10 protein-coding genes and 2 pseudogenes are annotated in these 13131 nt (G+C 72.0%); 6 read left to right on the plus strand and 6 right to left on the minus strand.

What is annotated here, in order from left to right:
* The 4 genes and pseudogenes from MCAG_RS14875 to MCAG_RS14890 all read left to right on the plus strand — a co-directional run.
* Nucleotides 1–552: pseudogene (locus MCAG_RS14875) on the plus strand (hypothetical protein); the annotation flags it as partial.
* 223 nt (nucleotides 553–775) lie between these two features.
* Nucleotides 776–1730 (plus strand): annotated as a pseudogene (gene trxB, locus MCAG_RS14880) (thioredoxin-disulfide reductase).
* A gap of 87 nt (nucleotides 1731–1817) precedes the next feature.
* The gene (trxA, locus tag MCAG_RS14885; RefSeq protein ID WP_036373516.1) at nucleotides 1818–2141 is read left to right on the plus strand and encodes a thioredoxin; all 324 of its coding nucleotides are present in this window, start codon (nucleotides 1818–1820) and stop codon (nucleotides 2139–2141) included.
* 217 nt (nucleotides 2142–2358) lie between these two features.
* Nucleotides 2359–3525 carry an N-acetylmuramoyl-L-alanine amidase gene (locus MCAG_RS14890; RefSeq protein ID WP_007073811.1) on the plus strand — a complete coding sequence of 389 codons (1167 nt, stop codon included), beginning with the start codon at nucleotides 2359–2361 and terminating at the stop codon, nucleotides 3523–3525.
* Nucleotides 3526–3548: 23 nt separating this feature from the next.
* Here MCAG_RS14890 and MCAG_RS14895 read toward each other — a convergent pair whose 3' ends face one another.
* Nucleotides 3549–4214, minus strand: coding sequence for a hypothetical protein (locus tag MCAG_RS14895; RefSeq protein ID WP_007073812.1), 666 nt, complete (start codon nucleotides 4212–4214; stop codon nucleotides 3549–3551).
* Between the two features lie 310 nt (nucleotides 4215–4524).
* Between MCAG_RS14895 and MCAG_RS14900 the strand changes: the two genes are divergently transcribed.
* Nucleotides 4525–5841 carry a PLP-dependent aminotransferase family protein gene (locus tag MCAG_RS14900; protein WP_007073813.1) on the plus strand — a complete coding sequence of 439 codons (1317 nt, stop codon included), beginning with the start codon at nucleotides 4525–4527 and terminating at the stop codon, nucleotides 5839–5841.
* 7 nt (nucleotides 5842–5848) lie between these two features.
* Nucleotides 5849–6847: a D-alanine--D-alanine ligase gene (locus tag MCAG_RS14905; RefSeq protein WP_036373519.1), complete on the plus strand. Its 999-nt coding sequence runs from the start codon at nucleotides 5849–5851 to the stop codon at nucleotides 6845–6847.
* An 81-nt stretch (nucleotides 6848–6928) separates the two neighbouring features.
* Here the strand turns inward: MCAG_RS14905 and MCAG_RS14910 are convergent, their stop codons facing one another.
* The 5 genes from MCAG_RS14910 to MCAG_RS14930 all read right to left on the minus strand — a co-directional run.
* Nucleotides 6929–7672 carry a hypothetical protein gene (locus tag MCAG_RS14910; protein ID WP_232290180.1) on the minus strand — a complete coding sequence of 248 codons (744 nt, stop codon included), beginning with the start codon at nucleotides 7670–7672 and terminating at the stop codon, nucleotides 6929–6931.
* Nucleotides 7673–9305: 1633 nt separating this feature from the next.
* Nucleotides 9306–10322, minus strand: coding sequence for a ParB/RepB/Spo0J family partition protein (locus MCAG_RS14915; protein ID WP_007073817.1), 1017 nt, complete (start codon nucleotides 10320–10322; stop codon nucleotides 9306–9308).
* A gap of 27 nt (nucleotides 10323–10349) precedes the next feature.
* Nucleotides 10350–11690 carry a ParA family protein gene (locus MCAG_RS35920; RefSeq protein WP_083802284.1) on the minus strand — a complete coding sequence of 447 codons (1341 nt, stop codon included), beginning with the start codon at nucleotides 11688–11690 and terminating at the stop codon, nucleotides 10350–10352.
* Between the two features lie 265 nt (nucleotides 11691–11955).
* Nucleotides 11956–12831: a 16S rRNA (guanine(527)-N(7))-methyltransferase RsmG gene (gene rsmG, locus MCAG_RS14925; RefSeq protein ID WP_083802431.1), complete on the minus strand. Its 876-nt coding sequence runs from the start codon at nucleotides 12829–12831 to the stop codon at nucleotides 11956–11958.
* Nucleotides 12832–12883: 52 nt separating this feature from the next.
* Nucleotides 12884–13131: R3H domain-containing nucleic acid-binding protein (locus tag MCAG_RS14930; protein WP_007073820.1), on the minus strand; the 248-nt coding region annotated here is incomplete at its 5' end.

Raw genomic sequence — 13131 nt, forward strand, 5'->3', positions numbered from 1 at the left:
CTCGCCGGGTCGGTGGCACTGGCGGCGGCCTCCGTCGTGGCCGTCGGGCTGGGGCTCAACCAGGTGGTCTCCGGGGGCAGCGACCAGAGCGACGGCGCGGCCGGGCAGGCGATCAGCGCCCAGGCGGAGGCGGGCGGCGCGTTCGCCCTCACCGGCGAACCGCAGCACTCGGGCACCGACTGGACGCCGGAGGCGCTGTCCACCGACGACAGGCCACAACCCCAGGTCAGCAAGCCGGCCGAGTCGTCGTTCGGCGCCGGGCCGGACGCGCCGGCCAAGAGCGGCGGCGGTGACCGGCTGCCCGCCGCCGGGGGCCTGAATCGGCTCACCGGCAACACCGCCCTGGCCGACTGCCTCGCGGCGGTCAGCGCCGAGCACGGGGCTGGTCCGCTCACCGTCGACCTCGTCGACTACGCCCGTTTCCAGGGCAACCCGGCGCTGGTCCTACGCTTCGTCGACCCCTCCGGGGCGCGCTGGGCTTGGGTGAGCGGCCCGGAGTGCGGGGTGCCCGGGTCCGGTGCCGACACCCGCTACCAGACGCGGGTAGGGTGAGGCCGCGGTCCGCCGGGCGACCAGCGGGGCGGGCGACGGGCGTGCTGCGGCGAATTCACGAGTGCCGTTCTCCACGTGACGTGACCCACGGATGCCCTGCTCGGGAATCCCCACTTCGTACGATGACGTTCTGCAAGTCAGTAGTCGGCGTCCGCGCGGCGTCGACGCTCCGACCGGCATCGGTGCGCGTGCCGATGGCGACCACACACATCGGGAGACGGCAGTGGACGAGGTCCGCAACCTGATCATCATCGGCTCCGGGCCGGCCGGTTACACGGCGGCGGTCTATGCCGCGCGCGCCAACCTCAAGCCCCTGGTCATCGAGGGCGTGCAGTCCGGTGGTGCGCTGATGACGACCACCCGAGGTGGAGAACTTTCCCGGCTTCGCCGACGGCATCCTCGGCCCCGAGCTGATGGACAACATGCGCAAGCAGGCCGAGCGGTTCGGTGCCGAGTTCCTGACCGACGACGTGACCCGGGTCGAGCTGAAGGACACCGGCAGCATCGGCTCCGGCGCGGTGAGCACCGTGTGGGTCGGCGAGACCGCGTACCGGGCGAAGGCCGTCATCCTCTCCACCGGCTCGGCCTGGCGTCCGCTGGGCGTGCCGGGCGAGCAGAAGTACCTGGGCCATGGCGTCTCGTCCTGCGCCACCTGTGACGGCTTCTTCTTCCGCAACCAGCACATCGTGGTCGTCGGTGGCGGCGACTCGGCGATGGAGGAGGCCAGCTTCCTCACCCGGTTCGCCGAGTCGGTCACCATCATCCACCGGCGCGACTCGTTCCGCGCCAGCAAGATCATGGCCGAGCGGGCGTTGGGCAACGAGAAGATCAAGGTCGAGTGGAACTCGGTGGTCGAAGAGGTCCTCGGCGAGGACGGCAAGGTCACCGGCGTCCGTGTCCGCAACGTGCACAGCGGGGAGAGCAAGGTCCTCGACGTGACCGGCGTTTTCGTGGCGATTGGCCACGACCCGCGCAGCGAACTCTTCCGCGACCAGGTGGAGCTGGACGACGAGGGGTACGTCAAGGTGCAGGCCCCCAGCACCCGGACCAGCATCCCGGGCGTGTTCGCGGCCGGCGACGTGGTGGACCACACCTACCGGCAGGCCATCACCGCGGCCGGCACCGGCTGCGCCGCTGCCCTCGACGCCGAGCGCTTCATCGCCACTATCGAGGGCTGAGCCGTCGCGCCGGGGTTTCCCGGGCACCACGCCGGTGTGGCACCGAACGACTTGAAGGAACAAAACGTAGTCCCGAGGAGGGTCATAGTGGGAGCGACAAAGGCGGTCACCGACGCGAGCTTCGCCATCGACGTGCTGAAGTCCGACAAGCCGGTGCTCGTCGACTTCTGGGCGGAGTGGTGCGCACCGTGCCGTAAGATCTCGCCGCTGCTGGAGGAGATCGCCGGCGAGATGGGCGACCAGGTCAGCATCGTCAAGCTCAACATCGACGAGAACCCGGAGACGGCGCGCGCGTACCGGGTGATGTCGGTGCCGACCCTGACCGTGTTCAGGAACGGCGAGCCGGTCCAGTCGATCGCCGGCGCCAAGCCGAAGGGCGAGCTGGTCAAGCTGATCCAGTCCGCGCTCTGACCGACGCGGCGCGAAACCCCGTACCCCAACGGGTGCGGGGTTTCGGCTTTCCGGCCGTGACCTGCGCGGACCCTGCCACCTCGGCCGGCCGGACCGCATAACCTCAACCCCGGGGGCGGCCGACGACCGGCCACGCCGCGCCCGGTGGGCGTCGTGTCTCGGCCCCACCTCCCGCAGCGCGGGAGCCGGCGCCGGCGACCGTGCGAAGGGGGCGAGCGTGCGTCCGATCCGAACCGGTGACCGAGGACCGGCGGTGAGCGAGATCCGCGCCGTCCTGACCGGCCTCGACCTGCTCACGCCCGGTTCCTCGGCCGCCGACGAGTTCGACACCGAGACGGAGCGCGCCGTGCGGGCGTTCCAGCAGTCCCGGGGGCTCAGCGTCGACGGTCGGGTCGGCGCGGAGACCTGGCGTGCCCTGGACGCCGCCCGCTGGCGGCTCGGCGCGCGCACCCTCTACCACGCGGTGCCGGAGCCGCTGACCGGCGAGGACGTCCGCTCGTTGCAGGAGCGCCTGCTGGAGATGGGATACGACGTGGGCCGCGCCGACGCCGTCTACGGCGTACGCACCTCGCGGGCGGTGGCCCAGTTCCAGCGCGAGATGGGGCTCAAGCCGGACGGCTCCTGCGGCCCGCACACCATGAGGGTGTTGCGCAGGCTGGGGCGGAAGGTGGTGGGTGGCCGGCCGCAGTGGCTACGCGAGTCCGACGCGATCCGGCAGGCCGGCCCGACCCTGGTCGGCCGGACCGTCGTCATCGACCCCGGGCACGGCGGCACCGACCCGGGCGTGGTGGTGCCGGACGGCCCGCTGCGCTGGACCGAGGCAGACCTGGTGCACGACCTGGCCAGTCGGCTGGAGGGGCGGCTCGCGGCGGCCGGCGTGCGGGTTCAGCTCACCCGGGGGCCGGCACCGAAGAGCTGCCTACCGGACCCGGAGCGGGCCCAGCTCGCCAACTCCCTCGGCGCGGACGTGTTCATCTCGCTGCACACCGACGGCCACCCCAACCCCGAGGCGGAGGGTGTGGCGACCTACCACTACGGCACCGACAACGGGGTCACCTCGGCCACCGGCGAGCGACTGGCCGGGCTGGTGCAGCGGGAGATCGTGGCGCGCACCGGCCTGCGGGACTGCCGTACGCACGCCAAGACATGGGAGCTGCTGCGGCTGACCCGGATGCCGGCGGTGCGGGTGGAGGTGGGCTACCTGACATCGCCCACAGACCGGGGGCGGCTGGTCGACCCCCGGTTCCGGGACCGGCTGGCCGAGGCGATCGTGGCCGCCGTCCAGCGCATGTACTTCCCGATCGAACGGGACGTCCCGACCGGCTCGATCGACGTGAGCACGCTACGCGCGGCGGTCGCCGCCGGCCGGGTGGGCGCGGGCTGAGGGCACCCGCCACCTCGGAGCCGTCAGCCGCCGGCGGAGCGGGTGGCCGGGGCGGGCCGGACCGGTCGGAGCAGGGTCTCCGGGCTCATCGAGCCGAGCAGCTTCTCCAAGGCGTACTCGACGTCGGACTTCCAGCTCAGCGCGGTGCGCAGCTCCAGCCGCAGCCGGGGGTAGCGGGGATGCGGGCGGACCGTCTTGAAGCCCACCGACAGGAAGAAGTCGGCGGGGGCCACGCAACTGCCCGCCAGGTCGCCCTCGTCGCCGAACTTGGCGTCCCCGAACGCCTCGATCGCCTTGATGCCGCGCTTGGTGAGGTCCCGGGCGACGCCCTGCACCAGCATCCGGCCGAGCCCGCCGCCGGCGAAGGGTGCGACCACGTGCGCGGTCATCAGCAACGCCGCGTCGGCGGAGACCGGGGAGGTGGGGAACGCCATCGCCCGCGGCACGTAGGCCGGCGGGGCGTACATGACAAATCCGGCAGGCATGCCGTCGACGTACGCGAGTTTGCCGCAGGAGCCCCACTCCAGCAGTGTCTGCGAGACCCAGGCCTCCTTCTCCAGCCCCGGGTCGCCGGCGGCGCACGCCCGGTCGGCCGAAACCGGATCAAGCTCCCAGTAGACGCACTGCCGGCATGGACGAGGCAGGTCTTCCAGGGTGTCGAGGGTCAAGCTGACCAGACGTCGCGACATTGGCGCATCTCCACAATAGGCTCGGAGGCGAGAACGGCGCGGAACGACGCCGCCGCCATCGGTTCCTCCGACGAGCGATCGTACGCCGCCGGGCGGCCGTACGGGAGGGGACGCGCGAAACACCCCGCAGCGCCCACCCGGGCCTGCCTCGCAGCCCCGCGTCCGGTCCGGGATGTGGACGGCCGGTATATGGAAGGGCCGATACGGGCCGGGAAGGTCTACCATCGGTGGTCTGCGTCCCGCCGCCATGGTCTGCGGTGTCCCGGGTACCCGGGGGCGGGAGCCGCCGACACGCGATCGAGGTGATGTCATGACCGGCACGACGCTCGACGACTACACCGACCGGTACGCCCGGCGTGTCCGGGGCATGACCGCCTCGGAGATCCGCGCGCTGTTCGCGGTGGCCAGCCGGCCGGAGGTGGTCTCTCTCGCCGGCGGCGCGCCCTACATCGCCGCGCTGCCGCTGGACGCGGTGGGCGAGATGCTCGGCCGGCTCGGCTCCGAGCACGGCGTCACCACTCTCCAGTACGGCATCGGGCAGGGCACCTTGGAGCTGCGCGAGCGGATCTGCGAGGTGATGGCCCTCTCCGGCATCGACGCGGCGTGCGGGGCTTCCCCGGAGGACGTGGTGGTGACCGTCGGCGGGCAGCAGGCGCTCGACCTGGTGGCCCGGCTCTTCCTGGATCCGGGTGACGTGGTGCTCGCCGAGGGGCCGACCTACGTCGGCGCACTCGGGGTGTTCCAGGCAGCCCAGGCCCAGGTCGTGCACGTGCCGATGGACGAGGACGGGCTGATCCCTGAGGCGCTGGAGACGGCGGTCGCGGAGCTGGCCCGCGCCGGCCGGCGGGTGAAGTTCCTGTACACCATTCCCACGTACCAGAACCCGATGGGCGTGACGCTCAGCGAGGAACGGCGCGAACGGGTCCTCGACATCTGCGAGCGCGCGGGCCTGCTGGTGATCGAGGACGACCCGTACGGGCAGCTCGGTTTCGAGGGCGACGCGCCGCGACCGCTGCGCGCCCGGCGGCGCGACGGGGTCTTCTACCTCAGCACGTTCTCCAAGACCTTCGCCCCGGGGCTGCGGGTGGGCTGGATCCTGGCCCCGCACGCGGTGCGCGACAAACTGGTCATCGCCAGCGAGGCGAACATCCTCTGCCCCAGCGGGTACGCCCAGGCCGCCGTCTCGACCTACCTGGGGACGATGCCGTGGCGCGAGCAGCTCAAGGTGTACCGGGAGGTCTACCGGGAGCGCCGTGACGCCCTGCTGGCCGCGCTGGAGGACCTGATGCCGGCGGGCACCACCTGGACCAGGCCCGGCGGTGGCCTCTTCGTCTGGGCGACCCTGCCCGACGGCCTGGACTCCAAGGCGATGATGCCGCGCGCGATCGCGGCCCGGGTGGCCTACGTGCCAGGCACCGGCTTCTACGCCGACGGCGCCGGCACCGGCAACATGCGACTGAACTTCTCCTTCCCGCCCCCGGAGCGGATCCGGGAGGGGGTGCGTCGGCTGGCCGGCGTGATGGAGCAGGACATCGCCATGCGCCGGGTCTTCGGCGGCACCGTCGGCCGTCCCGGTGTGCGGCGCGGGCAGGCCGGCGCGGACACCCCGGGACCCGACTTGGCATGATTCCGGCATGGCTGCGATCCCTGCCGAGCGAATCACCGTGACCCACCCCGCCAGCACCGCCGAGCTGCACGTGCTGGTGCTCGCCGGTGGGCTCTCCTACGAGCGGGACGTCTCGCTCCGGTCCGGCCGCCGGGTGCTGGATGCGCTCCGCGCCGTCGGCGTGGAGGCGGAGCTGCGGGACGCCGACGTCGCCCTGCTGCCCGCCCTGGTCGCCGACCCGCCGGACGCCGTCGTGATCGCCCTGCACGGCGCGACCGGCGAGGACGGCTCGCTGCGCGGCGTGCTCGACCTCTGCGACGTCCCGTACGTCGGCTGCGACGCCCGCGCGTCCCGTGTCGCCTGGGACAAGCCGTCGGCGAAGGCGGTGCTCCGCGAGGCCGGCATCCCCACCCCGGACTGGGTGGCCCTGCCGCACGACCGCTTCTCCGAGCTGGGCGCGGTGGCGGTGCTGGACCGCATCGTCGACCGGCTCGGGCTGCCGCTGATGGTGAAGCCGGCGCAGGGCGGCTCCGGCCTGGGCGCCGCCGTGGTCCGGGACGCCGCGTCGCTGCCGGCCGCGATGGTCGGTTGTTTCGCGTACGACTCGACGGCGCTGGTCGAGCGGTACGTCCCGGGGATGGACGTGGCGGTGTCGGTGGTCGACCTCGGGGAGGGTGCGCAGGCGCTGCCCGCCGTGGAGATCGTGCCCCGCAACGGCGTGTACGACTACGCGGCCCGATACACGGCCGGCCGGACCACCTGGCACGCCCCCGCCCGGCTCGACCCGGAGGTCGCCGACGCGGTGGCCCGGGTGGCCGTGGCGGCCCACACCGCGCTGGGGTTGCGCGACATCTCCCGGGTCGACCTGATCGTGGACGCCGACGGCCAGCCGCACGTGCTGGAGGTCAACGTCTCGCCGGGGATGACCGAGACGTCACTGCTGCCGCTCGCCGTCCAGGCCGCCGGCCTGGACTTCGGCCGGTTGCTCGGGTCCCTGGTGAGCCGGGCCGCCGCGCGGCGCGCCTGACCGGCCCACCCGACCGCTTCCCCTCGCCGTCCCGTGGGGCGGCGTCAGTCGCTTCCTTTCGCAGGCGCGCCGTCGGCCGGGTTACCGGTCGCCCGCCGGCCCACCGGTCGACGGGCCCACTTCGGGCTGATCGATCTCGTCGACCTCCGGCTCCGGAATCTCCTCGGCGGCCTCGATCACGCCGACGCCGTCCTCTTCGCTCGCAGCGACGGAAGAGGAGACCTGCGCGCCGATGCTCGATGGTGCCTGCCACAGAATGCGGGGCGGCTCGGCCAGCGGACGGCCGCCGAACTCGGCCAGCCAGGCCGCCACCATGGCCAGGTTCTCCCGCCACTGCTGCTCGGAGATGGGCGGGAGGATGGAGTCCCACAGTGACAGGAACGTGCCCCGCAACTGGAGCCGCCCGTACGGCCGGGCCAGAAACCACAGGTGCAGGTGGGCGGAGCCGTCACCCCACCGGTTCACGTGGACCCGGGCGACCCCGTCGAGAGAGCGGATGGCTTTCTCCAGCCGTACCGTCATCACACCCAGCTCGGCGGCGAGAAGGTTGGGCAGGTCGCCCAGATCGAGGTGGGAGCGGGACTCCAGGATCAGCACCATCGGCAGCCCGGTCGGCCGGTCCATCGCGCGGACCCGCCACCGCTCGCCGACCCAGATGTACGCGTCGTCGGGCGCGGCGCAGGCGGTGCACTCCCGGCTCCCCTCGCCTTTACGCGGGGGTTCCACCGGAACGGGGTCCTCAAGGTGCTTGACCCGAAAGTCGCCCTCGAAGGGGAAGGAAGGCCAGGAGGTGAAGTCGGGGACTAAGGGAGGGGTGTCGTGCACGACGCTGACCCTAACCGAGGGAGCAACCTCTGTCCCTACCTGATTCGTCCAGCGTCGGGGTCGGGCCGAGCCCCGGACGGGGGCCGTTCCGACGCCGGGCGGTGATCGGCACGCCGGGCGTTCTTCGATTCCCAGGGCGGCCCCGCAACGTTGTCCACACGTTATCCACAGGCTGCCGAGCTCACCACCACCGCCCGTCATCCACAGGCTGACACCCTGTTTCACGCGGGGTTTCACGTGAAACAGGGTGGGGCTGTGGAAAACCGCTGTGGATAACTATGCGTCCCTCGGACGGAAGTTGTGCACAGCCTTCGGTTCCCTCGTTCCTAACGAGTCGACGGGCTGCGCGTCGCTGCCTGGACGCCCGAGACATTGACTGATCCGTTGCCCCCTGGGGCCGCGCCGCCGCCGGTCCTCACCCCGATTGCTGGCGCCGGTCCTCACCCCGATTCGCCGACGGCGCGGCCCGGAGATGCCGGAAGCCTGGGGTTCCCGGCCAAGGCTGTGCCTTCTCGGCCCACCCGGAGCCGCCACAGGTCCTCGTGAGCCCACACCCGGTCATGGAACAGGCTCATGGCGCGCACGCCTGGGCAGAAGGAGTAGGCCCGGCCGGACTGAGGGGCCCGTAGCGGCCCGAGTCAGGCTGCGGAATGCCGGGCTGTGGGTGCGGGGCCCGCAACGATGCAGCGGCCGTCCTGGCTGGCTGCGGCAGCTCGTCAGCGCGAACGTCGGCCATTTTTTATTTTCTGCTACTCGTCGAAACTCGCGTGGGGCGGCCCGTGCGGCCCTCGGGCCCCCTTCCGGGTGCGGGCCCCCCGTTTCACGTGGAACCGAGCGTCGATGAGCCGTCCGGCGTCAAGACCCGGCGGCGCGTTTCACGTGGAACGAGAAGTGGCGCGGCCTGGCGGTGTGTCGGACGGATCGGCAGGGGCGGGTCCCCGGTGCGGCCTCGACGCCTCCGGTCGGCGTGTTTCACGTGGAACCGGCCCGGTGGCACGCCGCAAATCCCATCGAGGCCAGCATGCCTGTCCGTCTCCCGCTGAAGCTCACCTTGGGTGAGGTGGGAGGACAGCGGAATCGCCGGGGTGCGCGGTGCGCCCCCCGGTGCCGACGAGTGCGCCTCCACCCCCTGGAACGAGGGCCGATCCTGCGCCACCCCGGAGAACTCGGAGTCCCGTCCCGGAGAACTCAAAGTCCGGTCGCGGAGAACCAGCGCAGCCCGTCCGGACGGGACAGGTTTCACGTGGAACAGGGCGGAGCGCTGCGAGCGCCGTCCCGACATGCGTGGCAGCGCCACGGCGATCGGTTCCCGCCACGCCGATTGTGTCTCTCCCACTCGCAGTGGGCTCGGGTGGGCGGCGTTGCGCTGGGAGGCGTACCGCGGCCCGGTGGGCCAGCTCCGGCGGTCGCATGGTGCATCCGGCCCAGCCGCGTCACCCGGGCCGCCGAGAGGGTTCCGGCGAGGGAGGCCGCGGACGCACCGACGTCCGTCCACACCCCGTACCCCGGTTGATTCCCGTGGACGCCGTCAGGGGCGATCCGCGATGGGGCCGGGGGGATCGAACGGCCCGGAAACGACGTCGGCCGCGTCGTCCTTTCCTGGACGGCGCGGCCGGCGACTGACGTGGGCGGCTCAGTCCTCGGGATCTTCCTCCTGGACGACCCCGATGATGCCGACGATCCGCTCCAGGTCGTCGACCGTGGCGAACTCAATAGTGATCTTGCCCTTGCTCCGGCCTATGTCCACCTTCACCCGGGTGTCGAAGCGATCGGAGAGCCGGTCCGCGAGATCCGTGAGGGCCGGGGCGTGCGGCTTGGTCCGCCGCTTCGCGGCTGGGGCCTTGGCCGGCCCGTCCGCGAGCGCCAGGGCGACGATTTCCTCGGTCGAGCGGACGGAGATCCCCTCGGCGACGATGCGTGCGGCAAGCTGTTCCTGCGCCTGCGCCTCGTCCAGGCTCAGCAGCGCGCGAGCGTGGCCGGCGGAGAGCAACCCTGCGGCTACCCGGCGCTGCACCTGGGCGGGCAGGTTCAGCAACCGGATGGTGTTGGAGATCTGCGGCCGGCTCCGGCCGATCCGCCGGGCCAACTCCTCGTGCGTCGCGCCGAACTCCTCCAGGAGCTGCTGGTACGCGGCGGCCTCCTCCAGCGGGTTGAGGTTGGCCCGGTGGATGTTCTCCAGTAGCGCGTCACGGAGCATGGCGTCGTCGCGGGTGTCCCGGACGATGGCGGGAATGTTCTCCCGGCCGACCGCCTGGGCTGCCCGCCACCGACGCTCGCCCATGACGAGTTCGTACTTTTCGCCGTCGAGCGCCCGCACCACGATCGGCTGCAGGAAGCCGACCTCCTGGATGGAGGTCTTCAGCTCCTCCAGAGCCTCCTCGTCGAAGACCTGACGGGGCTGCTTCGGGTTGGGCACGATCGCGTCGACCGGGATCTCAGCGAACCGGGCGCCGGGCACCGGGCTGAGCTGAGGCTCGGAGGGCTGCACGACCGCCGGCGAGGCAATGTCGACCGGTGCCACCGCCGGGGTCGGAGCGAGCACCTCGCCGGCGTCGGGCATCGCCGTCATCGCCTCGGCGGGCTGGACCGGACCGGTGGGGATCAGCGCCCCGAGCCCTCGACCCAGACCACCCCGAGGACGGTTCTTCATACGACGCCTCCCAGCGACTCGTCCGCACTACGCATTCCGGCTCACCGGCTCCTTGACCCCACGCTCGGCGATCTCCTGGGCGGCCTCGAAGTAACTCGTCGCCCCCCGTGAACCGGGATCGTAGGTCATGACCGACTGGCCGTAGCTCGGCGCCTCGGAGACTCGCACGTTCCGGGGGATCACCGCCTGGAGGACCTTGTCGCCGAAGTGGTTCCGGACATCCTGCTCCACCGCGTCGGCGAGTCGGGTACGCCGGTCGTACATGGTGAGCAGGATGGTGGAGACCTCAAGCTTGGGGTTGAGGTGCTGGCGGACCAGGTTGATGTTATTGATCAACTGGTTCAGGCCCTCCAACGCGTAGTACTCGCACTGAATGGGGATCAGCACCTCCTGCGCGGCCACCAACGCGTTGACGGTGAGCAGGCCGAGCGACGGCGGGCAGTCGATGAAGACGTAGTCGAAGTGGCCGGGGTAGGCGTCGATCGCCCGGGACAGCCGCGACTCGCGGGCCACCACAGACACCAACTCGATCTCGGCACCCGCCAGGTCGATCGTGGCCGGCACGCACCACAGGTTGGGGATACCTTCGACGCCCTGAGCCACCTCCTCCAGGGGGACGCTGTTGATCAGGCAGTCGTAGACGTCCGGCACGCCGGTGTGGTGCGGGACGTTCAGCCCGGTCGACGCGTTGCCCTGCGGGTCGAGGTCGACCACGAGGACCCGGTTGCCGTGCAGGGCGAGCGCCACCGCCAGGTTCACCGTGGTCGTGGTCTTCCCCACGCCGCCCTTTTGGTTGGCGACGCACATCACCCGGGTACGTTCCGGACGGGGCATGGTCACCTCGCCACTCGGATTAAGGATCTGCACGGCGCGCATAGCCTCCATAGCCAACGGTGGGTCATCCTCTTCGCGCGTCGGGGTTTCACGTGAAACGTACGCGGCATCCGCCGGGTCGGCCTCATAGGCCCCGGCCGGCAGGGCCGGCGTGTCGGCAGAAACAGCGGCCACCGGGGCCGCATCGGGCACCGCGTGCGGTGCGGGTTGCTGGGGCAGGGCGGCGGCGAGCCGATGCGGCGACTCGACGCGAACGGAGAGCCCCGTGTCGGGACGTTCAGCCACCGGGGCCCCGGGGTGACTGCTACTGCCGTAGATCGTCCCGGACGCCTGCGCCCGGGGAGGGGTAACGCCTGTGCCGGCGATGGAGACGTCGCGGCGCGGCGCGGGATCCCGGTCGGCCGGATGCGCCGCCGCGCCTCGGGGGTCGCCGGGCCAGCCGTGCTCGTCGGTTTCACGTGAAACGGGGTCTGCCGCGAAACGCTCTCCGCGACCGTTCACCGGTGGATCGTCGTACCTGCCGTCGTCATGCACCTGTCATCCCTACCCGCTCCGGATGGTCGGTCCGCACCCCGTCGTCTTGGCCACGCTCGTTAGCACCACGGAGCGTACGGCCCGGCGGGAGCGGCCGGGACCCCCTCGGGGCCAGATGCCGCCCGCTCCACACTATCGACGCGCGGTCAGCCTACGGCGGACGGGCGCGGCCGGTCCATGTCGGGTTTCCAGGCCGACGTGGACCCGCACCCGTACCAACGACCCGACCTGCGGCGGGAGGCCGGCGCGATAAAGGGAAGCCGATTCAGCGGCCCCGGCGGCGTCCGCCGGCCGACCGCTTCGCCGCCGACTTGACGCGGGGCTGGTTCACCACCCGCTCGCGCACGATCTCCACCACCGTCGCCGGCGGCTCGATGATGCCGACTCCGCAGCGGTGCACGGTCGGCTCACCCCCACCCAGCTTCGCGACGGCCCCGGCGTGCTCCGCGATCTCGTCGGCGGCGGACGCCCCCTTCAAAGCCACCAGCCGCCCGCCGCGCACCGTCAGCGGCAGGCACCAGGCGGCGAGCCGGTCGAGCGGGGCCACGGCGCGGGCGGTGACGATGTCCGCGCTGAAGGGACCGACCCCGGTGGAGCCGGTGGCCGCCTCCTCGGCCCGCCCCCGAAAGACCCGCACCGACTTCGCCAGGCCCAGATCCTCGACCACCTCGATGAGGAACGAGGTACGTCGGGCCAGCGGCTCGACCAGCGTAACGGTCAGGTCGGGCCGCGCGATGGCCAATACCAGCCCGGGCAGCCCGGCACCCGAGCCGACGTCGAGCACCGAGGCGTCCGGCGGGATCCGTTCGGCCACGGCGGCGCAGTTGAGCAGGTGCCGGTCCCAGATCCGCGGTGCTTCCCGCGGACCGATGAGGCCACGGACCACCCCGTCGGTGGCGAGCAGTTCCGCGTACGCGGCGGCGAGCTCCAGCCGATCACCGAAGAGGGTACGGGCGGCCTCCGCCAACTCCGGCGGCAGCGTCGCGACGGTCGGATCCGGTGCCTTTCCGACCACAGGTGCCGGCGGGCGCTCGGAACCAGGTGCCGTCGCGCAGGGGGACGACGCGGCATCGGCGTCGGGTGCCATGGCGGGTACTTCGTCGGCCTGCCCCGGCTGGACAGGCGACGGCCCGGGCGGCATGCCACCCGGGCCGGACACGGCGGAAGCCGTGGTGTCGTCGCGTGTCACCGAATCAGTCCGCCGGCCGGACAACGATGCGGCGGTTCGGCTCGACGCCCTCGGACTCGCTCTCCACACCGCTCATCGCGTTGACGACGTCGTGGACGCACTTGCGCTCGAACGCGGACATCGGTTCGAGCCGCACCGGCTCCCCGTACTCCTTGACCTTCTCCACCGCGTTCCTGGCGACGGCGGCCAGCTCCTTGCGCCGGGTGGCGCGGTACCCGCCGACGTCGAGCAGCAGCCGGCTCGGGGTACCGG

This window comes from Micromonospora sp. ATCC 39149, assembly GCF_000158815.1.
GTDB lineage: Bacteria > Actinomycetota > Actinomycetes > Mycobacteriales > Micromonosporaceae > Micromonospora.